General features: G+C 62.4%; 22 protein-coding genes and 1 pseudogene. 18 read left to right on the top strand and 5 right to left on the bottom strand.

Annotation, left to right across the window (positions count from 1 at the left end; translation table 11 throughout):
* Nucleotides 1–18 precede the first annotated feature (18 nt).
* Nucleotides 19–264, top strand: a complete 246-nt coding sequence (locus ACEW8N_RS04045) for a hypothetical protein (RefSeq protein ID WP_373498520.1) — start codon at nt 19–21, stop codon at nt 262–264.
* Between the two features lie 22 nt (nt 265–286).
* Here the strand turns inward: ACEW8N_RS04045 and ACEW8N_RS04050 are convergent, their stop codons facing one another.
* Nucleotides 287–583 (bottom strand): integration host factor subunit alpha, encoded by a 297-nt coding sequence (locus ACEW8N_RS04050; RefSeq protein ID WP_373498521.1) that lies wholly within the window; start codon nt 581–583, stop codon nt 287–289.
* 302 nt (nt 584–885) lie between these two features.
* On the opposite strand from ACEW8N_RS04050, the gene ACEW8N_RS04055 reads away from it, so the two are divergent.
* Nucleotides 886–1362, top strand: a complete 477-nt coding sequence (locus ACEW8N_RS04055) for a methylated-DNA--[protein]-cysteine S-methyltransferase (protein ID WP_373498522.1) — start codon at nt 886–888, stop codon at nt 1360–1362.
* Here the strand turns inward: ACEW8N_RS04055 and ACEW8N_RS04060 are convergent.
* Complete coding sequence (locus ACEW8N_RS04060) at nt 1347–2504, bottom strand: DUF2786 domain-containing protein (RefSeq protein ID WP_373498523.1); 1158 nt, start codon at nt 2502–2504, stop codon at nt 1347–1349. The genes ACEW8N_RS04055 and ACEW8N_RS04060 overlap by 16 nt on opposite strands.
* A 226-nt stretch (nt 2505–2730) precedes the next feature.
* Here ACEW8N_RS04060 and ACEW8N_RS04065 point away from each other — a divergent pair, with 226 nt between their 5' ends.
* The 12 genes from ACEW8N_RS04065 to ACEW8N_RS04120 all read left to right on the top strand — a co-directional run bounded on the left by ACEW8N_RS04065 (nt 2731) and on the right by ACEW8N_RS04120 (nt 13997).
* Nucleotides 2731–5199 (top strand): hypothetical protein, encoded by a 2469-nt coding sequence (locus ACEW8N_RS04065; protein ID WP_373498524.1) that lies wholly within the window; start codon nt 2731–2733, stop codon nt 5197–5199.
* Nucleotides 5196–6245, top strand: coding sequence for a phosphatidylserine decarboxylase (locus ACEW8N_RS04070; RefSeq protein ID WP_373498525.1), 1050 nt, complete (start codon nt 5196–5198; stop codon nt 6243–6245). Before ACEW8N_RS04065 ends, ACEW8N_RS04070 begins: the two co-directional genes overlap by 4 nt.
* The gene (locus tag ACEW8N_RS04075; protein WP_373498526.1) at nt 6242–7294 is read left to right on the top strand and encodes a prolipoprotein diacylglyceryl transferase family protein; all 1053 of its coding nucleotides are present in this window, start codon (nt 6242–6244) and stop codon (nt 7292–7294) included. The genes ACEW8N_RS04070 and ACEW8N_RS04075 overlap by 4 nt, the downstream gene beginning before the upstream one ends.
* Nucleotides 7295–7401: 107 nt before the next feature.
* Complete coding sequence (locus ACEW8N_RS04080) at nt 7402–7698, top strand: hypothetical protein (protein ID WP_373498527.1); 297 nt, start codon at nt 7402–7404, stop codon at nt 7696–7698.
* Between the two features lie 164 nt (nt 7699–7862).
* A complete protein-coding gene (locus tag ACEW8N_RS04085; RefSeq protein WP_373498528.1) occupies nt 7863–8201 on the top strand; it encodes a helix-turn-helix transcriptional regulator in 339 nt (112 codons plus the stop codon).
* A gap of 123 nt (nt 8202–8324) precedes the next feature.
* Nucleotides 8325–8522, top strand: coding sequence for a Fic family protein (locus ACEW8N_RS04090; protein ID WP_373498529.1), 198 nt, complete (start codon nt 8325–8327; stop codon nt 8520–8522).
* Between the two features lie 125 nt (nt 8523–8647).
* On the top strand, nt 8648–9406 hold the full coding sequence (locus ACEW8N_RS04095; protein WP_373498530.1) for a sensor histidine kinase: 759 nt from the start codon (nt 8648–8650) through the stop codon (nt 9404–9406).
* A gap of 286 nt (nt 9407–9692) precedes the next feature.
* Nucleotides 9693–9998, top strand: coding sequence for an ArsR/SmtB-type metalloregulator TsoR (locus ACEW8N_RS04100; RefSeq protein WP_373498531.1), 306 nt, complete (start codon nt 9693–9695; stop codon nt 9996–9998).
* 23 nt (nt 9999–10021) lie between these two features.
* Nucleotides 10022–10495, top strand: a complete 474-nt coding sequence (gene tsoA, locus ACEW8N_RS04105; protein WP_373498532.1) for an LULAXC motif (seleno)protein TsoA — start codon at nt 10022–10024, stop codon at nt 10493–10495.
* A complete protein-coding gene (gene tsoB / locus ACEW8N_RS04110) occupies nt 10492–12279 on the top strand; it encodes a rhodanese/DsbD fusion-like selenoprotein TsoB (protein ID WP_373498533.1) in 1788 nt (595 codons plus the stop codon). Before tsoA ends, tsoB begins: the two co-directional genes overlap by 4 nt.
* A gap of 11 nt (nt 12280–12290) precedes the next feature.
* Complete coding sequence (tsoC, locus tag ACEW8N_RS04115; protein ID WP_373498534.1) at nt 12291–12611, top strand: NEPxGxxU motif selenoprotein TsoC; 321 nt, start codon at nt 12291–12293, stop codon at nt 12609–12611.
* Between the two features lie 348 nt (nt 12612–12959).
* Nucleotides 12960–13997 (top strand): galactose-1-phosphate uridylyltransferase, encoded by a 1038-nt coding sequence (locus ACEW8N_RS04120; RefSeq protein ID WP_373498535.1) that lies wholly within the window; start codon nt 12960–12962, stop codon nt 13995–13997.
* Between the two features lie 32 nt (nt 13998–14029).
* Here ACEW8N_RS04120 and ACEW8N_RS04125 read toward each other — a convergent pair whose 3' ends face one another.
* Nucleotides 14030–15109, bottom strand: coding sequence for a TOBE domain-containing protein (locus tag ACEW8N_RS04125; RefSeq protein WP_373498536.1), 1080 nt, complete (start codon nt 15107–15109; stop codon nt 14030–14032).
* Nucleotides 15110–15407: 298 nt separating this feature from the next.
* On the opposite strand from ACEW8N_RS04125, the gene ACEW8N_RS04130 reads away from it, so the two are divergent.
* The 4 genes from ACEW8N_RS04130 to ACEW8N_RS04145 all read left to right on the top strand — a co-directional run bounded on the left by ACEW8N_RS04130 (nt 15408) and on the right by ACEW8N_RS04145 (nt 19332).
* A complete protein-coding gene (locus tag ACEW8N_RS04130) occupies nt 15408–16487 on the top strand; it encodes a TetR/AcrR family transcriptional regulator (RefSeq protein WP_373498537.1) in 1080 nt (359 codons plus the stop codon).
* On the top strand, nt 16369–17295 hold the full coding sequence (locus ACEW8N_RS04135; RefSeq protein WP_373498541.1) for a dihydroorotate dehydrogenase-like protein: 927 nt from the start codon (nt 16369–16371) through the stop codon (nt 17293–17295). Before ACEW8N_RS04130 ends, ACEW8N_RS04135 begins: the two co-directional genes overlap by 119 nt.
* A 76-nt stretch (nt 17296–17371) precedes the next feature.
* On the top strand, nt 17372–17833 hold the full coding sequence (gene nrfH / locus ACEW8N_RS04140; protein WP_373498538.1) for a cytochrome c nitrite reductase small subunit: 462 nt from the start codon (nt 17372–17374) through the stop codon (nt 17831–17833).
* 32 nt (nt 17834–17865) lie between these two features.
* Nucleotides 17866–19332, top strand: coding sequence for an ammonia-forming cytochrome c nitrite reductase subunit c552 (locus ACEW8N_RS04145; RefSeq protein ID WP_373498539.1), 1467 nt, complete (start codon nt 17866–17868; stop codon nt 19330–19332).
* 85 nt (nt 19333–19417) lie between these two features.
* On the opposite strand, the gene ACEW8N_RS04150 is transcribed toward ACEW8N_RS04145, so the two are convergent.
* A complete protein-coding gene (locus tag ACEW8N_RS04150) occupies nt 19418–20281 on the bottom strand; it encodes a DUF58 domain-containing protein (protein ID WP_373498540.1) in 864 nt (287 codons plus the stop codon).
* Between the two features lie 40 nt (nt 20282–20321).
* Nucleotides 20322–20497: pseudogene (locus ACEW8N_RS04155) on the bottom strand (hypothetical protein); the annotation flags it as partial.

Here is a 20497-nt window from a genome sequence, read left to right on the forward strand (position 1 = left end):
GAAGAGGCTTCCCGAAACATGATACCGGAACAGCTCACATTCGGGTTTCCGAAACGGTTGTGCTTTTTTTCCGGGCGGCCCATGCTGCAGCTCAAGCTCTGTTTTCCCCGCTTTTCGAGATGCATCCGGGGCATCACCGACCAGCACAGCCTGCCCCTGACGTCCGAATGCCTCATCATGATCGATCCGCCGCCCCGGCCCCCGGGGCCGGGGCTCAAAACCAAAGAGGGCTGGCACCAGCCAACCCTCTTTGATGACTTTTAGATCGGGGGCCTGTAAAAACGCGCTATTCCTCCCCGTTGATCCTGTCCCTCAGGCGGCCGGAGCATTTGAAGGTGACAACCCGCCTCGGGGAGAGCATCATGGTGTCGCCGGTCGCGGGGTTCCGTCCCTTCCGCTGGGACTTCTCGCGCACCTGGAATTTCCCGAACCCCGAAATCAGAATGTCTTCTCCCTTTTCCATGGTATCCTTCATGATCGTGAGCAGCGTCTCGATCACTTCCGAACTCTTGCTTTTCGTAAAACCGTCCGACCCCAATTCGTCCTGAAGTTTTTCAATGATGGTGGCTTTTGTGAGTGTCATGGGTTCCGTCTTCTCCGATTTCATGGGGCTCCTTTCAGCGTTCTGCGATCCATGGAGTTCCCGGGTTTGATGATGGCAACCGCAAAGGGTTTAAAGAGGTACCGTTTATGTGTATTTAAGATAACTTATCCTTATCCATTTTGTCAAAGGCTAAATCCGCCATCTGATCGCGACCCCCCGAAAACCCCGATCACGCCCCCTCCCCGGCCGATTCCCCGTTGTGCCCGGCGGCCATGGGGTGCTATAAGGAAGCCCAGGCCGGCATCATTATCCCGAAGCCCGCATCAACAAGGAAAATCATCATGTATCACTGGCATATGGACAGCCCCGTGGGAAAGCTCCTCATCGAGGGGGACGGCGACCGGCTCCATTTCATCCATTTCGACACGATACCGCCGCCGGTTCCGGATCCCCGGTCCAGACGGGACAAGGCCCCTTTCGCGGAGGCCGTCCGCCAGCTCTCGGCCTATTTCGCGGGAGACCTGACGGCCTTTTCCCTGGAGCTCCATCTTGGCGGCACCCCCTTTCAACTGAAGGTGTGGCAGGCCCTGCGGGAGATCCCTTACGGCCGTACGGCCTCCTACGGCGAGATCGCCCGGAGCATCGGAAACCCCAAGGCTTCCCGGGCGGTCGGGGGTGCCAATCACCGCAACCCCATCCCCATTGTGATCCCCTGCCACCGGGTGATCGGCGCCGACGGAAGGCTTGCGGGATTCGGGGGCGGCGTCCACATCAAGGCGGCGCTCCTGGCCTTGGAGCAGGATCACGTGTCGAAATGAGGCAGGCGTTTCCCGCGGTCGCCGTCCCGCTCGGAAACCCCCTCCGCGATCACCAGTCCCTCCCCGAGCCGGATGCCCTCCTCGAACACCCATGGGTTGTGCTGCACGGCCCTGCCCGAGACTTTCCGGATAACGGGATACCGGCGGCGCATGTAGCCGTCGAGCTGGGCATCCCGAACCGGTATCAGCTCCCCTGGGACGGCCGGCGCCTGAGGGTCCGCCTTTGACGACATCAGCTTTGAACGGAAGCCCCGGACCACGCCCCATGCAAAATCGCTTTTCCGGCGCTGCCCCGGCGGCCGCGTTTTCTCCTTCCGGTATGCCTCCCATTCCCGGTCGATGAACCGGCACACATAATCATGGACATAGGCGGCCACCCGGACGTGCCGGGAGGTTCCGCTGATCTCCAGGACCCGCCCCATCCGCTCCTTTACCACCACATAGGCGGAAATCCATATCCCATGGACAAAATAAAATTCCTGGAGCAGATGGGCCAGCTCGTAGGCCTCGACGAAATGGCGGAGGGCCGGGGCCCCGACAAAGACGCTCACGAACTCCCGCCGGGTTTTCTGCGCAAGCTGCGCCACATGGTGCTTGCGCATCAGCTCGTGGGCCTTCTGCATGGCCGCCTCGGCCTCATGCCGGTTGTGGCTCCGGGCCAGGGCCATGAGCTTCTGGATCCGCAGGACGAGCTTGTCCTCCTCGTTTAAGCTGTTCCGCGCGAGACGTTCATGGAGGGTCTCGTATCGGCCCGAGGCTTCAGGGTTGGCACACAGCAGGCGGCACGCCTCCTGAAACCGGGGGCCGTGGGCCGTCTCCTGGCCGCCGGAGGCCAGTGCCCGGCAGGCAAGCTGATGGGCCATTTCGTGGTGAAGGACCTCGAGGACGCTGTCCCACGGGTGGTTGAGGACCAGGTCCCTGGCGAGGCCGATCTCACCGCGGGCATCGGACCAGTACCCCAGGCGGTCCTTCATGGCTTCGAGCCGGAAGAGGGGCTTTTTCAGACGAAGCCGGTATGGCTCAGGCAATCCCCGGAGCGCATGCTCCCACTCACAGGCCAGGCCGTGAAGAATGCTCCGCTCCAGCGCGGCCCCGATCCCTCCGTCGCCTGGATGTGTTTCCGCGTGTCTATTGCCTTCCATACCCGACATCCCCCTTCTTCATAGACGCGTCCCGCGACCGTTATCGCTATCTTGTCCATCATATTTCATCGAATTTTAACCCGGGCCTAACCCGGGCCTCATCCAAGTCCGATATACTCCGCTACCAGAAAATCACCTTCCAGGCGAAGAGGCCCCTGAAGCAGGACCCGGCCCGCCGGTTTTCATTCGGGGGTCGCCGCGGGTCCTCTTTTTCTGGAAGTCTATAATGGAAAAATCGACCTGGATCAAGGAGAACACTTTGGGAAGGACAGTGCCCCTGTTTACCGACATGATCACCCCTCAACGACCCGACCGCGAAGACTGGCTGACCGAAGCGCTGCCAAGGATTCAGGGCGTGCTCGGCGCCGGCCCGGACGACAGGCCGGATTTCTTTGCGGAATCCCTGCCGTTTGCCTTCATGGACACCACCATGGGGGCTGAAAACGAACTTCAGGCGGTCGTGGCCGGCAGCCGGGAGAATGTGGACCTGGCCGTCACCATCGAAGGGTCCAACTATTACCAGAATCTCCTGCGGCGGGCCGGGACCGGCGAAACCTCCCGCCGCCTCGTCACCGACCTCGAAAATTTTTTGGACGACAATCCGGACGGCATTTGGGAAAACAGTTGGGTACGGTTCCACCACGCCGCCCTGAACGACGCTTCCCGGAGGGTCTTCACGCGCGATCTGGCTGCCGACAGGAACCGGCCGGACGGCCCGAGGCGGTGCGACGCGGACAGGTTCACCTTCGTGAAAAACGGAGAGACCTACATCCGCGTCCCCGTGAGCTACCTGCTCAAGCTCGCCCTGGCCGATGCCGTGGGCGACCCTCCGGAGGCCCCTGCCCTCGTTCGGGATGCGGGGCTGCACCTCATGGGCCACTTCCTCAACGACAACACCTCGCCGGAGACCTATTCCTTCCATCCCGTTCTCCCGGTCCGGAACACGCCGCCGGGCCACGGCATCGCCCGGGAGACCGCCAAGCGCTATCTTCTCTCCCAACTCCTGATCCTCCATGCCAACCGGAAGTTTGGCCTCCTGAGCAGCGGGCAGCGGGCCAGGGTCTATTTCGCCCCCCACACCCACACCCGGCAGAAGCAGCTCAACGAGCTGATCCCGGACGCCTTCTACCGGGAACTCTACATGAGCCCGTGCCTCTCGGGGTGGGACTGCGGCGAGACCAAGCACCGGTACATGCACCTCTGCCACAAGGTCCTTTCCCGGAGCCAGTTGAACGGCATCGCCAAGCTCAAGGAAGCGGGCATCATCACCCGGAACCTGGTCGTCCTGCCGTCCCTTTCCAACGTCAGCCTGGCCAACAACGGCACCCACATCAGCCTGGGAAGCCGGAAGCTGACGGCCCTGATGAAAGACCCGGCTTCCGGGTTCGACGCCCGGGACGAGAAGACCCTGGGAGACCTGGTCATCAAGATCACCGAACATTTTCTGCCCCTGTTCGTGGGCACCTACAGCGCCGCGCCCTATCGCCTCGATTTCAGCGACTTCCATCCCGAGAAGGCCCTGGGCTTCCTCCCCCACGAGCTCGACTTCACCCACCTCCGGATGATCTGGCGGCGGTGGAAGAAGAAGGCCAGGCTCAAGGTCATGGGCCAGCCCGTGACGCCCTTCGGCCCCAAATGGATCGACCGGTGGTTCAGCAGGATCTTCGGCCTGCGGGGGGACTTTGTCCGGGACTACCGGCTCCTCGACTACTTCGTGGCCCTCATGAGCACCGACCGGAGCCCGGCCCTGAACGGCGAGCTTGGCAACGACGCCCGCCTCAAACAGGACCTGGCCGAGTTCGGGATCTTCGACACCGCCATGCCCATGTACCTGCCCTGCCGGCTTCGGGAGTTCTCCAAGATGGGCTTTTCGGGCTTCGAGGGTCGCTACTACAGCCTCTTTGAATCCATCCGCGGCGACATGGCCCCGGCCGCGGCCCTCCAGAACCTGGTCACGGCCCTGGCCTGCAAATACATCCTCAGCGGGACGATCACTCACGCCCACATCCCCGACGACCCGTTCATCGAGAGCGAACGGCGCCAGATCTTTTTCGGGAGCGCCATCGGCATCCCCACCTTCTTCATCCGAAAGGATACCCCCAACGCGCTCATGGCCCGCATCCTTGCGCGGACCCAACGCACGCGCCCCAGCCACCGCTACCACGGAACCATCCGGGTCTACAACCAGGAGTTCCGAAAGGCCCTCGTCGAGACCCTCAAGGCGGACGCGCCGGACCTGATCGAGATGATGGGCCTTACCGAAACCCTGGCCGACCTCTCCCGCCGCATCGAATCCCCGACGAACTTCGCCGCGGCCGACCGCCTGACCCGGTCCATCCTGGACCAGGCGGGCGCCCCCACCCCCCTCGCGCTTTCAGGGGAGGCCTTCAACACGGCGGCGGAACGATACTACCGGGAATCCCTGAGGGAACGCCAGATCCGCGAAGCCCTCGATGACCTCGAACAGGATTTCAAGAAGCTGGACGCCTGCGCCGCCCTGGGGCGGGACGCCGTTCGGAAAGCGCTGTCGGAGATCCTGGAGGGGCGAAGCGCCTGGGAGTTCCTGACGAGGATCCGGGCGCGGATCCTCTCGGAGGAGATCGACGACCGGTCCCTCGGGCGCCTGATCCGGCTCATGGTCTTGAGCATCCATCACGACATCCGGCGCAACACGGAGGAGGAGGACGCCGCATGATGTCACTTGCCCCCCACCAGTACATCGACCGCGCCACCGGCCGGGTCGAAACCGAAACCCTCTTCGCCGACCGCCTGGTCAACACCCTCTATGCCGCCGACCGGGAGCAGCCGACGCGGCTTTTCACCCTCCTGACCTCCGCCAGGGTATCGAGCGTCCTGGGGTGGGTCGCCTACGACGCGGCCATCGGCAGCCGCCTGGCCCGGGCCGGCCGCTTTTACCGGGACCTGGGGATCAACCTCGACGAATGCCTCGACCCGCCCCATGCCCTGGACACGGCCCGGAAGGTTTTCGAGCGGAAGATCCGCTACTGGGAAGCCCGGCCCATGCCGGACGACCCGGATGCCGTGGTCTCGCCCGCCGACGCCCGGGTCCTGGTTGGATCATTCTCCCGGATCTCCCAGTTCTTCATCAAGGAAAAGTTCTTCACTTATGCGGAGCTGATCGGCGCCCACAAGCCGGAGTGGCTTGCGGCGTTCCGGGACGGCGACGTGGCCGTGTTCCGGCTCACTCCCGACAAATACCATTACAACCACACCCCGGTGGCCGGCCGGGTCCTGGATTTCTACGAGATCGCCGGCGAATATCGGCCGTGCAACCCCGGGGCCATCATGTCAACCAGGGCCTCCTTTTCCAAGAACCGGCGGGTCGTCACCGTCATCGACACCGACGTGCCCGGGGGTACCGGGGTGGGGCGGGTGGCCGTGATCGAGGTCGCGGCCCTCATGATCGGCGACATCGTCCAGTGCTACAGCGAAGACCGGTACGACAATCCAAGGGAGGTGACCCCCGGCATCTTCCTGAAAAAGGGGATGCCCAAGAGCCTTTACCGGCCCGGTTCCTCCACGGATATCCTCATCTTCCAGAAAGGGCGGGTGACCTTTTCGGAGGACATCCTTTACAACCTCCATCGGACGGACGCGGCAACCCGGTTTTCGGAGGGGTTCGGCAGGCCCCTGGTGGAGACCGAGGTCCGGGTGCGCCAGGAGATCGCCCGGCGAAACCCGCGGAATTTTGATTCACAGGCAAAGGAGACAGGTGCATGATCGACGAACTGTTCGTGCTGGGGCTGACCCTGGCGATTTCCCTGGTCTTAAGCTGGGGATTCAAGGCACTGCCGGGGGAGCGGTGGCAGATGCTGGCCGCCATCCCCCGAAGGAAGCATCCCGAGGGCGACTGGCAGGGCGAAAACCTCACCTTCTACGGGCTCTTCACCGCCAACGCCTATGTGCTGGCCGTCATGATCTTCATCGTCCTCATGGGAGCCACGGCGGCATCACCCGCTGCGATCGCCACGATCACCGCAGCCCTCCTGGGGGTCTGCATCCCCGCCTCCAAGATCGTGGCCCGGATCGTCGAAAAGAAAAAACACACCTTCACCGTGGGCGGGGCCTCCTTCGTGGGCATCCTCATCGCGCCCTGGATTGTTGCGGCCGTAAACCTCGCCCTGAAACCGTGGATGACCGCACCGGTGGCCGTCATGACCTTCATGGCGGCCCTCTCCATATCCTACGCCTTTGGGGAGGGGATCGGCCGGCTCGCCTGCATCAGCTTCGGGTGCTGCTATGGCAGGCCCCTTGCGGACTGCCCGCCCCTCATCCAGAGACTCTTCCGGAACCTGTGCTTCGTCTTCTCCGGCAAGACCAAGAAGATCGCCTACGCCGACGGATGGGACGGCCGCCGGGTCCTGCCCATCCAGGCCGTCACCGCCGCTATCTACTGCGCCTCGGGCATCGCGGGCGTCTACCTCTTCCTGAAGGGCTTCTACAACACGGCCTTTTTCGAAACCCTCCTCATCACCCAGATCTGGCGCTCGGTCTCCGAGATGCTCCGCGCCGACTTTCGCGGGGGCCGGCAGATCTCCGCCTACCAGATCATGGCCATGGCGGCCGTGGGATACGCCGTCCTCACGGCCCTGTTCCAGCCGGCGGTCCAGACCCCCGCGCCGGATGTGCCGGCAGGCATGGGATACCTGTGGCACCCCGCCGTCATCCTCTCCCTGCAGGTGCTCTGGGCGGCGATTTTCCTCTACACCGGCCGCAGCCGGGTCACGGGGTCGGCCCTGTCGTTTCATGTGATCCGGGATCGGATTTAGGACTGCGCGCAGCCTTTTAAAGAAACGCCCCATCGATCCGCCGGACCTTCTTGCAATCCTCACCCGGAATGGTCATTTTTTCTGGGTAAAAAAGGAGAACACCACCGATGGGTAAAATCGTCATACTTCCAAATGACCGGCGCAGCCGGGCGGCGTACATGGACAACACACGCCTTCCGGCATTTTACATGGGGGATTACTCGGTGCTGGGCCTGCTGGTGGCCCCCTATGCCGAGGCGGTGCGGGTGTTGGATCAGCAGGGCTATCCACTCCGGGAAACCGCCTGCGGTGCGGACATCGATATCACTGCGCCCGCCCAGGTTGCCGAGATCCGGCAGGTCCTTCACCGCCACGGCATCGGGGCGGAGATCGCGGATGTCGTTGACGCCGTCTACCAGGCATGATAGACGGCGCCTGCCCGCCGGGTCGGCGGGATGAAAACACCTGTCCATCCTGGCCCCACCAACCGTTTTTTGCTTGACGAAAAGACGACTGCCGCCTTAGGATGGTCTATATATAAATCATATCTTATGGATATGGTCTATTCATAGATCATTCGAGGCGAGACATGCCAAAACAAGCCAAGCGCACCTACTCCCGCATCACCATCCATGCTGCAGCACTTCTCGGCAAGCAGATCAAGATTGCCCGTAAGGAGCGCAACATGACGGCGCAGGACCTGGCCGATCGGGCAGGCATTTCCCGGGGCTTGCTTCAGCGCATCGAGAACGGCAGCCTCACCTGCCGGATCGGCGCCGTGTTCGAGGCGGCCGTCCTTGTGGGCATCCGGCTCTTCGACGCGGACGACGGCTCCCTGACCGCCGGGATCCGGCAGGCCGACGACAAGATTGCCCTGCTCCCGAAACATATCCACCCCGGCAGACAGGTCGTGGACGATGATTTCTGAAAAAAGCGGGTACAACGAAGCCTTCGTCTGGATCCGGCAGCCGGAAGAAACGGAGCCGGTGGTTGCCGGAAAGGTGGCAGGAACGGGCAAGTCACCCCCCAAGTCACCCCCCAAGTTGAACGGGTGGCAAGAATACTTGATTTTTGTCAGATCCCCCGGGCTAGAGAAGAAATCCAGGCTTTCATAGAGATAAAGGATAGAAAGTATTTCAGGACGAAGGTTCTCCGGCCGTTATTGAAAAAAGGTCTCCTATCCCTGACAATACCGGACAAACCCAGAAGCTCGAAACAAAAATATTATACCACCCAAGAAAAGAGATGAACAACACCGCAGGCATCAACTCAAAGGTCCGGAGCTTCTGTCATGCTCGTCCGAACCGCCCCCTTGACACGCCAAACAATCCCGTGACATCATCCGGCTGTCCATAAATTCCCGGAGATATCGCGGTGGCCCGAAAAGAGATCAAGATCGACCTGCTGATTCACGACCTGAAGAACCCTCTCGCGGTGATCCAGGCCGGGTTGAGCGGGCTGTTGTCCCGGCGGGAGCAGTACGGCCCCCTCACGCCCAGGCAGGAGCGGGTCCTCACCCGGCTCCTTCGCAACACCCGCGCAGCCCAGATGCTGACGCACGACGCCCTCGAACTGGCGCGGTCGGGCGAGGGCATCATCGTGAGGACCGAAACCCCCCTCAAAACCATGATCCGGGAGATGCTGACGGAATTTTTCGACCTGATCGACAGCGGGATCTCGGAGCCCATGAAATCGGCGGATTCCTTCGCGGACATGGACCGGATCGCCTCGCCCGCGGGCCTCGTGCTCGCCGTCGAGCCCTCCCTCCTCGAGAGGTCTTTCCTGCTGGACGCGGACAAGACCCGCCAGATCCTCCGGAATCTGTTGAGCAACGCCTTCAAGTACCGGAAGCGGCAGGTCGATTTTGCCGTCCGGCAGGACGGCGGCAACCTCGTTTTTTCGGTGAAGGACGACGGCGACGGGATTCCCTGCGAGTACCACCGGAAGATCTTCGAAGCCTATTTCCAGCTTTCGGCGGCGGGGTCCGACCCCGTCCGGGGGCACGGGGTCGGGCTGGCCGGCGCCCTCGCCCTGGCCCGGGATCTGGGGGGCGACCTCAGCCTTGTCAGCGGGGCGGGCTGCGGGGCGGCATTCATCGTCCGGCTTCCGGCTGGATGCAAAGACCCGGCATAGGCGCCCGTCCGGGCGAAACCGCGCAGGCTGATCGCGGGTCCCAGTGGGGTTTCCCGCACCCGGCTTTCCAATTCACGATACCGCTGCGCCATCCGTTCATTCTCCACTTGACAACCATCATATCAGCATATAAACGTTCATTTATTTACTGATATAACTATCGGCATCAGATGCGCCGGGGTATCGAATGATGGGCAAGACAGAAAAGCTACCCTTGCATGAAGATCCGAACCGGATCTCACCGGCTTCGGAAAGGCCGTGCCAGGGATTTTCGGGGCAATCCCCGTTGAATCAGGATCACCTTCAACGCGCCGCCTTCCTGGCCAAAAGCCTGTCCGACGGCAACCGCCTGCGGATACTGCTTTTCATCAGCAGCGGCAGGAAATCGGTGTCCGCCATCGTCGAGTCCCTCGAGTTGTCGCAGCCCCTGGTGTCGCATCACCTGAAGGAGTTGAAGCGGTCGCTTCTGGTCAGGGTGGAGCGCGAAGGACCGTTTGTCTACTATGAACTGGCGGATGCCAGAATCCTGGACGTCCTGCAAACCCTGAGCGCTGTGGCAGCAGACCTCCTGTCCGACAGGAGCACCTTTTAACCCAACGGAGGCTATCCATCCCCATGGACGCACTGTTTGAAATCATCTCCCGCATGGCCCCGGAAGAAGCCCTGTCGAAACTCACCCGGGTCATGGAAAGACTTCTGGCGGACCTGGACACTGGCGCGCGCGAGCGTTTTCTGATGAACCTGCTCGGGCAGGCCGAAGGCGACAAGGTATCCAGTCTGGTCCATTTGTGACTGGCCGAATGCATGGGCGAAGGTGTCGACCCAACGCAGATGTGCCGGAGTCTGGTGGACAAGGTGGCCCAGTCGGAACAGCTCCTGGCAATCGCCGATCCGGACCTGCTGGTGCTGTTTGAGGACTGGCTGGAGGAACTGGAATCGGAAGTGCGTGCGCTTTTCAAAACGCATGGGACTTTGGACGATAAAGCATTGGCGGAAAGGCTCGGTGTGTCGCGCAGAGGGGCGACATTCCTGCTTTCAAAGCTGGCAAGGGGCGGGAAGCGACAGCAGATTGAAGAGGATCCGGCATGAAAATCCGGACATCCATTTCCCTGGCGCTGGCGGCCGTGTTGATCACCATCGTCTCGGTCTGGTACGCCCAGCGTCCCATCCCGCCGAAGCAGGCCACCTGGGACGATGTGATGGCCGAGGCCAAGGTCGGCGGCTATGGCATCATCACCACCGAGGCGCTCGCCGAAAGATATGAAAAGCAGCCCTCCGAACTGCTGCTGATCGACACCCGCCAGGAGTGGGAATATCGCACAGGGCATATTAAAGGCGCCCTCAATTTTTCGATGGAACCCACCTGGTGGTCCCGCTGGCGCAAGGCCGGGGAGCTCAGGGATTTTCTGGGGTCGGATAAGGATCGTGCGCTCGTCTTTTACTGAGCGGGCCTGACATGAGTCCGCAGCGACTCGGCGGCCCGTGTGGCCGTATCCCTCGGTTACAGGAACGTCTACCGCGACCCTTACGGTTTTCCGAAATGGCAGGAGCAGGGGCTGCCCATCGCCGGCGCGCCCGCAGGCCTCGCCACGCCCGTTCAGCCGGGCGGTAACTTGGTTGGCAGCCCATCCCTTCAGGGCTGGGCCATGCTCTGGACGCTGCTGGGTATTTTCGCCGGGGGCCTGGCCCTGAACCTGACGCCCTGCGTCTATCCCATGATTCCCATCACGGTCTCGTTTTTCGGGGGCCGCACCACCCAGGACAGGCCCGGTCAGATCAAGCTGGTGCTGCATGGACTGTGTTACCTCATGGGGCTGGCCCTCACCAATTCAGCCTTGGGGGTCGCGGCCGCGCTCACCGGCGGGTTGATGGGGGCCATGCTGCAAAACCCCATCGTGCCGGCCCTTGTGGCCGGCGTCCTGATCCTGTTCGCCGCGAGCCTCTTCGGCCTCTGGGAGCTTCGTCTGCCCGGCGTCCTGGCCCGGGCCGCCGGCAAATCCCACACCGGGTACTTCGGCAGCCTGTTCATGGGCCTCACCCTGGGAATCGTGGCCGCACCCTGCATCGGCCCCTTCGTGCTGGGGCTCCTCACCTGGGTGGCCGGCATGGGGAGCCCCTGGCTGGGATTTTTGATTTTCTTCGTCCTCAGCCTCGGACTGGGCCTTCCCCTGTTCGTGCTGGCGCTCTTTTCAGGCCAGCTTCAGCGCCTGCCGCGGGCCGGAGGCTGGATGCTCTGGGTGCGCAAGCTCATGGGCTGGATCCTGGTGGGTATGGCGGCCTACTTCATCCGGCCGGTCCTGCCTGAAGTCCTGAAGATGCTCCTGCCGGTCGCGCTCGCCCTAGCCGCCGGCCTGCACCTGGGCTGGATCGATAAAAATCAGGCAGGCTTCAGGACCTTTCCCTGGGTGAAAACCACCGTGGGCACGGCCTGCCTGGTCCTGGCAACCTTCTGGGTCACCGCCTGGGCCATGCGGGGGCCGGGGGTCGACTGGCAGCCTTACTCTGAAGCGCTCCTGGAGCAGGCGGCCGCACAGGAAAAGCCGGTGATCATCGATTTCTACGCCGACTGGTGCACACCGTGTCGGACGCTGGAAGAGACGACCTTTCATCATGCCGAGGTGGTCCGACAGGCGCAAGAAGGATTCATCATGGTCAAGGTGGATGTAACCCGGGGCGGCAATCCGGCATATGAAGGCCTGTTGGAGGAATACGCTGTCCAGGGCGTGCCCACCATCGTCTTCCTGGATGCCCGGGGAAAAGAGCGCAGCGATCTGCGCCTGGTGGATTTTCTGCCGCCCGAAGCCTTCCTGGGCCATATGGCCGATGCGAAGAAACCCATGTCCGCACAGCCGTCAAATAATGAAAAACCATAGAGGAGATTCTCATGCTCAAGGTCCGCTTCTTTCTCAACGAACCCAACGGCAAGCCCTGAAAGCATTTCAAAAAGATGATGCCCAGGTTGGGCGCAACATATCCGGTGGAGATCGAAATCACTGCAAAACCCAAGCCCGAATATCAGACCGATGCCTACTTCGAGTTGGACCTGCCCGTGGCCCCGGCGGTCATGGTGGGCGACGAGATCGTGGTGGAGGGCGAAGATGTTTCCGAACACGCGGTGGCGGCTGCCATCTGCCGCCAGTTGGGGCTTCCCGAACCCGAGCCCCCGAAAAAGGGAATGCTCGGCCGTCTTTTCAAAACGGACTGATGGTTCTTCCCGCGTTTTTTCTTTACTTCTCATAACGACTGACCTGCCGTGCCACGGGTTTCCCATATCCAATACAAGGCCTCAGCCGGCAGGGTGAATGATGAATTTAATATGATTTCTGTATGTTATCGTTTTAACACCACCATCCCCTTTTCTGTTTTCGTTGGACATTCGGGTGTAATCTTGCTTAGCTCCTCACAGCCATCCCATCAAAAGACAAACCGGAAAACCGCGGCCCTGACAGCGCCGTAAATGCCGCGGCGCCGCAGACTTCATCAGGGGACATGACCCGCCGGGCTTTACTGCCTCGCTACGGCTTTTGCAGACCCGCACGAGAGGAAAACGCCCATGCTGGCTTTTAAACAGGAGACATTTCATTCCCGAATCGTGCTGCCCGGCGGTGAGGTTACCGATCGCCCCATCGAGATCCGCACCCACCCCATCACGGGCCGCACCTGCAGGATCACCTACAGCCGCGGCGAAGAACGCGAGCCCGGCGCCGAATCCCTGCCTGAAGCGCCCCCCTTTGCCCAAGACCGGGACAACTGCCCTTTCTGCCAGGCCCGGATCGCCCTTCAGACCCCGCGGCTGCCGCCCGAACTCTGGCCCCGGGGACGCATGATCCGGGGAAGTTCGACGCTCTTCCCCAATCTCTTTCCCTACGGCCGGTATTCCGCGGTAAGCCTTTTCGACGACGGCCACTTTGTTCCCATCGGGACCGCGGGCGTAGAGTCCTACGCAGACAGCTTCCGGAACTGCCGGGACTACCTGCTGCGGGTCCTGGAACACGACCCTGCCGCGGTTTTCATGGCCGTCACCCAGAACCACCTGCCCTCGGCCGGCGGGTCCCTGCTCCACCCCCATCTGCAGGTGCAGGCCGACCGGCAGCCCGCCAACCATCAGCGTTTTCTCCGGCAGCGCGCGGCCCTTCACCGGCGGCAGTCCGGCACGCGCCTCTATAGCGATTACCTGGCGCAGGAGAAGCAGGCCGGCCGGCGCTGGATCGGCGCCACCGGCCCCTGGCAGTGGCTGGCTGCGTTTGCGCCCGAAGGGTTTTTTGAGATCTGGGGGGTTCTGCCCGGCGTCACCTCCCTGCGGAATACCCGGGAGGAAGACTGGACGGATCTATCGCGGGGGGTTCTCTGCGTGCAGAAATTCTACCGCAGCCTTGGCCGCAACGGGTACAACCTCGGCCTGCTTCTGCTGGAGGACGGCTCGGACGATTTGGAACTGCGGGTGGTGCTCACGGTCCGAAGCAATTACGCCCCCTGGGTGCGCAGCGACTTCACCGGCTTCGAGGTGATGCTGGGCGACATGACCACCTTTTCGGCGCCGGAGGCAACGGCCGAGCGGGCGCGCGCATTCTGGCCGCAAGATTCCCGTTGATCTTTCAGGACAGACGCACCGATGGGCGGCCGTCACTCGACATGCAGGACCACGGCGAAGCAGTTGAAGACGGCCCAGACCGGTTCGCCCGGACGGAGGGCCATGCAGCGGGCGCTTTCCGTGGAGACCACGGCGCACACGGCCGTGCCGTCGGTCAGGCGGACGGTGTATTCCGTATTCACCTTCCCTTCCGTGATGCGCTCGACGACCCCGCTGAACCGGTTCTCGGCGCTGCTTGCCGGCGCTTCCTTTCCCCGGAGGAGGATGACCCACGGGGCCTTGACCTCCGCGGTGATCAGCCCGCCCTCCTTCAGCGCGAGCCGCGCCACGCTGTCGTTGGTGATGACCGTGGTGACGGAATGACCGCCGACGGTGGTCAGCACCACGCGGGTCTGGATGTCCCCCCGCTCGATGGCATGGATCTTCCCGAAAAACGAATTCCGGGCGCTGGTTCTGCGCGACGCCTCCCGCTCGATGAAGACGCGCGCCACCTGACGCATGTCGTCCGGGGAGAAGGTGACATAGGAGAAGGTCAGGTTGGGGGTGGAATGGCCCATCATCTGTTGAACCGCCGGCAGGGGCATGTTGCCCCGGATCAGCTCCACGGCTCGCGCCTTGCGGATCATTTCCGGGCCGCCCAGCCGTTTCGGGAAGCCGCAGGCCTGGGCGCGGTCATAAAACTTGCGCCGCACGAAGCCGGGATCGACATCCAAGGGGCTTTTGGCGGCCTTCGTGAAAAAAGGATCCGCCAGCGCGGCCTGAATCTCCCGGGACAGGGTCTCTGAGATCTGAACCTCCCGCGGATGGGCTTCCCTGGCCGCTTCCTCGCCGCGAAACACAACCACCCTCCGGCCGGGGTCGATGTCCTCGAAAGGGTTCAGGGCCAAAACCTCGTTCAACTTGGCGCCCGTGTAGCGTATCAGCAGAAAAACCATCAGGATGCGCCGCCTTGCCGCGCGGACGTCCGCACGGGGGGACCCCGCCGCCCACTCCCGGAAGGCCTGCTCCAGCCGGTCCAGTTGGACGAGGTCCAGGCACCGCCCTTCCTCGGGAATCGAGACGATGCGTCCATGGTGCCTCGTGCCGGGCGGCATGGGGGTATGATCAGTCATTGTCGGGGCCCTTTTCCTGGCGGTTCCGCGGACATCCGATATGGGCGCAGGATTGTCCGGCCTGTTTTTCCGGCCCTGCGCCGTCAGGCTTTTTTACCAGATTTACGCCAAAAAGCAAGGCGCCGCGTTCTTTCAAACCGCGGAAGGGGAAGCCGCCTCTTTCGGATGGCAGCAAAGCCAACCGGCTCGATCCCGGGCCGCCTCCGTCAGGCCCCGTCCACAGAGCGCCGGCGCATTTTTTTGCTTGACAAACCCCCGCATCTTCATTAGGTGAATATGTATTCACATTCGAGCAGAAATGCCCAAAAAACGGTTCAAAACAGAGATACGCCACGACCAGATCGCCCTGGCCGCGCTGGAGATCGTCCGCGACGGCGGGGTGCGCGCCCTCAATCTGGCCGCCGTGGCCCGGAGGGTGGATATCGTGCCTTCCGCCGTCTACCGGCATTATAAAAACAAGGGCGAAATCGTCGACGCCGTTCTGCGATTGATTCAAACGCGCCTGAATGCGAATTTCCAGGATGTGGCGACGCTGGATGCGAAGCCCATCGACAAATTGCAGATTCTCCTGACCCGGCACCTTGAGCTGATCCGCAGCAACAGCGCGATCCCCCGGATCGTCTTCTCGGAAGAGGTCCTGGCCGGCATGCCGGACAAGCGGCGGCAGCTTCTGGGAATCATCCGGGACGTTATCCGAAACGTGTCGAGCATCGTCATCGAGGGGCAGAACCGCGGGGAGATGCGCAGGGACCTGTCCCCGGAAAACATCGCCGTTTCGTTTCTGGGCATGATCCAGCCGGCCGCCGTCATCTGGGACCTGAGCGACGGCGCCTTCGACCTGGCTCGACACGGCAGGCAGGCATGGCGGCTGTTTTCAGACGCCCTTCGATCCCAACCCCTTCCTACCGGGGACGCAGGAGACTCATCCACCACGGCACACGGGAGGAGCCATGAACATGCCGACCCCAACGCCTGCCGGAGCCTGCCGCTGCCGCAATCTTCCGCTGATGCCTCCAGACCCGAAACCGCTTCCGGCGGGCTCCCGCTCCTGACCTGTCCGGAGCGGGCCTTTCGGATTCCGTTTCAAAGGCAGGATGAAAAAAGCGACATGACCGGCGGGACCCCTCCGGACGCCTCATCCCGCGGGGAAATCCGCCATCCCGACCCAGCGCCGATCGCCGGGGCGTACATCGAAACGAAAGGAGACAGAGATGGATCTGACAGCAACCTATCTGGGCCTGACGCTCCCCAGCCCCATCGTGGCCGGAAGTTCAGGATTGACGAAATCGGCGGAAAAGATCGAGGCCCTCGCGAAAGCCGGCGCCGGGGCCATTGTTCTGAAATCCATTTTCGAAGAGGAAATCGTCTTCGAGCATGAAGACATTTTGAAGGAAGCGGAAGCCGCAGGCGTCCATCTGGAACAATTCGACTACTATGATTTCCATTTGAAGGGCAAAAAGCTGAGTGAGTACACCTCCCTGATTCAGGAAGCCAAGGCGAAGGTCCAGGTCCCCGTCATCGCCAGCATCAACTGCGTCTATTCCCATGAGTGGGTCGCTTTTGCCAGGCAGCTTCAGGATGCCGGCGCCGACGCCATCGAACTCAACATGTTTTTCCTGCCCTCGGATTTCAGCCGGTCCAGCCAGGAGCAGGAGCACATGTACTTTGCCGTCATCGAAAAGCTGACGGGCGCGGTCTCCGTTCCCATCGCCCTGAAAATCAGCCACTATTTCTCCAACCTGGGGCAGATGATCCAACGGCTGTCGCAGTCGGGCGTCGCCGGCCTGGTGCTCTTCAACCGCTTCTTCAGCCCGGACATCGACATCGAAAAGCTCGCGATCAAACCCTCTTTCGTGTTCAGCACCCCGGCGGAGCTGGCCATGCCGCTCAGATGGATCGGCATCATGGCCAACAAGGTCTCCTGCGATCTCATCGCCTCCACGGGGATCCATGACGGCGAGGCGGTCATCAAGCAGCTTCTGGCCGGGGCAAAGGCGGTTCAGGTGGCTTCCAGCCTTTACAAGAAAGGGCCGGAACATATCGGCACCCTGCTGGATACCCTGCGGGACTGGATGGGTCGGCACAACTACACGTCCCTTTCCGATTTCCGGGGGAAAATGAGCCAGGAGGCATCGAGCAATCCCGCGGCTTACGAGCGGGTTCAATTCATGAAGTATTTCAGTTGATCATTTTCATTCAGGACCCCATGTATTCAACCACGGAAAGGCGCCGGCGCGCTTCGCCGGTTTGAGAGGGTGGCGAATGCAATCTTTCAAAAAGCATCCATGGAAATATCTGGCGGCGGCCGGTGCGCTTGCCGCCATCGCAGGCGTTTTTATCGCATTTGGCCCGCCCGGACTCATGGCCAGGACGGAGGCGCCGATCTTCTGCGCCTCCTGTCATGCCATGCAGGGCCAATATGAGGCATGGTTCAATGTCGGCGCCCACCGCGGCATCCGGTGCGTGGACTGCCATCTGCCGCATGAAAACCTGCCGACCTACTACGTCTGGAAATCCATCGACGGGATGAAGGATGTGATCGTTTTCTACTCCGGCAATACCCCGGAGGTCATCCAGGTTTCCGAGCGCGGCCAGAAATTCATCCAGAACAACTGCATCCGATGTCATTCCGAGCGGGTGGCCAGGATCGACCAGGATCGAAACTGTTGGGATTGCCACAGGTTTTTGCAGCATCAACTGGCCGGGGTCCGATTGTCCGGCTGAACGAACCGGCATGTCACATTCAAGGAGGAAAAATGGCTTTCAGCAATTACATGAAATCGGCGGTATGCGTTCTTTTTGTCGTTGCCCTGGCCCCGGGCGGGTGCAGCCCCCCCGAGCCCCAGCCCAGACAGATCGTTTCCATCCCCGATGACGAGGTCGACCCGGCGGTCTGGGGCAAGGCTTTTCCCGAGGAGTACGAGCTGTGGAAGAAAACCGAAGAATCCGTGGGGACGCGGCGCAGCAGGTACAAAACCGGCATGGACAGCGGCGCCGTCTCCGTGGACAAGCTCTCCCAGTTCCCTTACATGGCCCTGCTCTTCAACGGCTGGGGGTTCGGCGTGGAGTACAACGAACCCCGGGGGCACGCCTTCATGGTCCGCGACCAGTTGGAAATCGACGCCTCCCGCCTCAAGGCGGGCGGGGTCTGCCTGAGCTGCAAGACGCCGTATGCCCCGAAGCTCCAGAGGGAGGCGGGAGAGGATTACTACAAGCTATCCTTCAAGGAGGTGCTTGGAAAGATCCCCGAACCGCATCGAGAGCTGGGCGTGGCCTGCATCGACTGCCACGACAACAAAGACATGGGCCTCAAGATCTCCCGCGGGTTCACGCTGGTCGAGGCCATGAAAAATATCGGGAAAGACCCGGCCACCCTGACCCGCCAGGAGATGCGCTCGGCCGTCTGCGCCCAGTGCCATGTGACCTACAACATCCCCAAGAACGCGGAAGGCAAGTCGGTGGGGCTCTACTTCCCATGGCACAACAGCACCTTCGGCAGCATCAGCATCGAGGACATCATCCTGCGGATTCGCCAGGACCCGTCGGTGAAAGAGTGGACCCAGAGCGTCACCGGGTTCAAGATGGCCTTTATCCGCCATCCCGAATATGAGTTCTGGACCAAGGGCAGCACCCATTTCAAGGCCGGGGCCTCCTGCGCCGACTGCCACATGCCCTATACCGTGGCCGGGATCCACAAAATCTCCGACCACCGCATCATGAGCCCCGTGCAGGCCGGCATGAAGTCCTGCAAGCAGTGCCACGCCGAGTCCGCCGAATGGCTCCAGGACCGCGTCTTCAGCATCCAGGATCAGGTGATCTCCATCATGATCCGTTCCGGCTACCAGACCGCCACCGTGGCCAAGCTTTTCGAGATCGTACACAAGGCCCGGGCCGAAGGCAAAGTCATCGACCCGCAGCTCTACGAGAAGGCCAAGGAGTTCTACGAGGAGGCCTTCTACCGCTCCCTCTTCATCGGGGCGGAAAACTCCATCGGTTTCCACAACCCCACCGAGGGGCTGCGCATCCTGGGCGACTCGCTGGCCTTCGGAACGCGCGCCGAAGCCTATCTGCGCCAGGGTCTGGCCAAGGCCGGGGTGGACGTGCCCCTCAAGGTGGACCTGGAGATCATGAAATATGTCGATCAGCGGGGAGAGAAAAAACTGCCCTTCAATCCCGACCTGGAATTCAAAGACCCCATGGGGATTCAGGAAAAGTTCTTTTAGCCGCGCGCTTTTTCCCGAATCCGCCGCACCGCCGCCGGGCGCCCCCTGCAGGGCGCCAAGGCGGCCAACTGCCGTCACCCGCGGGTCATCCGGTTTTCATCAAGTCCTGGATTTTCCGAATGTAGTCGTCCTCGGGCGTTATCCGCGTCACCCGAATCCCCGCATCCGCCAGCCGAAGCGTCAACTCCCGGTGATGCGCGGCGGCCCGCTCGTTATACGTCCGCCATTTTCCGAGATCGAGGACCGCCCGTTCGCCGGTTTCAAGGTCGTGGAGCGCGGCCAGCCCCGAGGAGCCTTCCGGCAGCGCCTTCTCGCACGCCTCCAGGACCCTCAGGGCAACCACCTCGTGGCCGACCGGCCGGCCCGGCATCCGCCGGAAGGAAAAGCGGCTCTCAAACGGCGCCGTGAAATCCGATAGGATGAAGGCGAGGCTGTGGTTCATCTCCCCCGTCAGGCGGGCGAAGGCGCCGTCCAGGACCGCCTTCCGACCGGCAAGCGGCAGGGCGGCGGCCACGGTCGAAACGATCCGGTGGAGGTGGGCCGTCCCCGGCCGCGGGGGGAGATACTCGACCACCGCGTCGGCAAACAGGATCAGGCCGCACCGGTTGCCCGAGGCCGCGGCGCTCCAGGCCAGGGCCGCGGCGATGTTGGCCTGGAGCAGCTCCTTCCGCCCGAAGGCCATGGATCCGCTGACGTCGTAGAGGATCATGAGGCTGAACGGGCTGTCGGCAAGGTACTCCCGCACGTAGTGCCTTCCGGACCGGGCCGTCGCCTTCCAGTCGATGTCCCGGAAGGCGTCGGTGGGTGCCATCTCCCTCAGGCCCCAGAACTCGTACCCCGCGCCCCTGAACTGGCTCTCCCAGTCGCCGGGGGGGAAAGCGTCGACCCTGCGGCGGGCCGCGAGGTCCAGGAGCGCCGCTTTCGACAGAAGCCCGCTTTCCGTCTTCATGCCGCAGGCCCCCTCCCCCGACGTTCTCGCCGCCTTGCCGTCATCGGTCTTCGCAAGCAGGCCAGGGATCGACCGACGCCAGGACCGCCTCCACGACCTCCCGGGGGGTGACGCCCCGGGCCTCGGCAGCGGGGGTCAGGAGGAGGCGGTGGCCCAGGACGTTGGGCGCGCAGGCCGCGACGTCGTCTATGTGGACGAAGCCGCGGCCCCGGGAGA

This window comes from Desulfococcus sp. (assembly GCF_041737845.1).
Lineage (GTDB): Bacteria > Desulfobacterota > Desulfobacteria > Desulfobacterales > Desulfococcaceae > Desulfococcus.

Coding starts and splice junctions, on each gene's coding strand:
- ACEW8N_RS04045 (WP_373498520.1), top strand. CDS start 19: ATGATACCGGAACAGCTCACATTCGGGTTTCCGAAACGGTTGTGCTTT.
- ACEW8N_RS04050 (WP_373498521.1), bottom strand. CDS start 583: ATGACACTCACAAAAGCCACCATCATTGAAAAACTTCAGGACGAATTG.
- ACEW8N_RS04055 (WP_373498522.1), top strand. CDS start 886: ATGTATCACTGGCATATGGACAGCCCCGTGGGAAAGCTCCTCATCGAG.
- ACEW8N_RS04060 (WP_373498523.1), bottom strand. CDS start 2,504: ATGGAAGGCAATAGACACGCGGAAACACATCCAGGCGACGGAGGGATC.
- ACEW8N_RS04065 (WP_373498524.1), top strand. CDS start 2,731: ATGGAAAAATCGACCTGGATCAAGGAGAACACTTTGGGAAGGACAGTG.
- ACEW8N_RS04070 (WP_373498525.1), top strand. CDS start 5,196: ATGATGTCACTTGCCCCCCACCAGTACATCGACCGCGCCACCGGCCGG.
- ACEW8N_RS04075 (WP_373498526.1), top strand. CDS start 6,242: ATGATCGACGAACTGTTCGTGCTGGGGCTGACCCTGGCGATTTCCCTG.
- ACEW8N_RS04080 (WP_373498527.1), top strand. CDS start 7,402: ATGGGTAAAATCGTCATACTTCCAAATGACCGGCGCAGCCGGGCGGCG.
- ACEW8N_RS04085 (WP_373498528.1), top strand. CDS start 7,863: ATGCCAAAACAAGCCAAGCGCACCTACTCCCGCATCACCATCCATGCT.
- ACEW8N_RS04120 (WP_373498535.1), top strand. CDS start 12,960: ATGCTGGCTTTTAAACAGGAGACATTTCATTCCCGAATCGTGCTGCCC.
- ACEW8N_RS04125 (WP_373498536.1), bottom strand. CDS start 15,109: ATGACTGATCATACCCCCATGCCGCCCGGCACGAGGCACCATGGACGC.
- ACEW8N_RS04130 (WP_373498537.1), top strand. CDS start 15,408: ATGCCCAAAAAACGGTTCAAAACAGAGATACGCCACGACCAGATCGCC.
- nrfH (WP_373498538.1), top strand. CDS start 17,372: ATGCAATCTTTCAAAAAGCATCCATGGAAATATCTGGCGGCGGCCGGT.
- ACEW8N_RS04145 (WP_373498539.1), top strand. CDS start 17,866: ATGGCTTTCAGCAATTACATGAAATCGGCGGTATGCGTTCTTTTTGTC.
- ACEW8N_RS04150 (WP_373498540.1), bottom strand. CDS start 20,281: ATGAAGACGGAAAGCGGGCTTCTGTCGAAAGCGGCGCTCCTGGACCTC.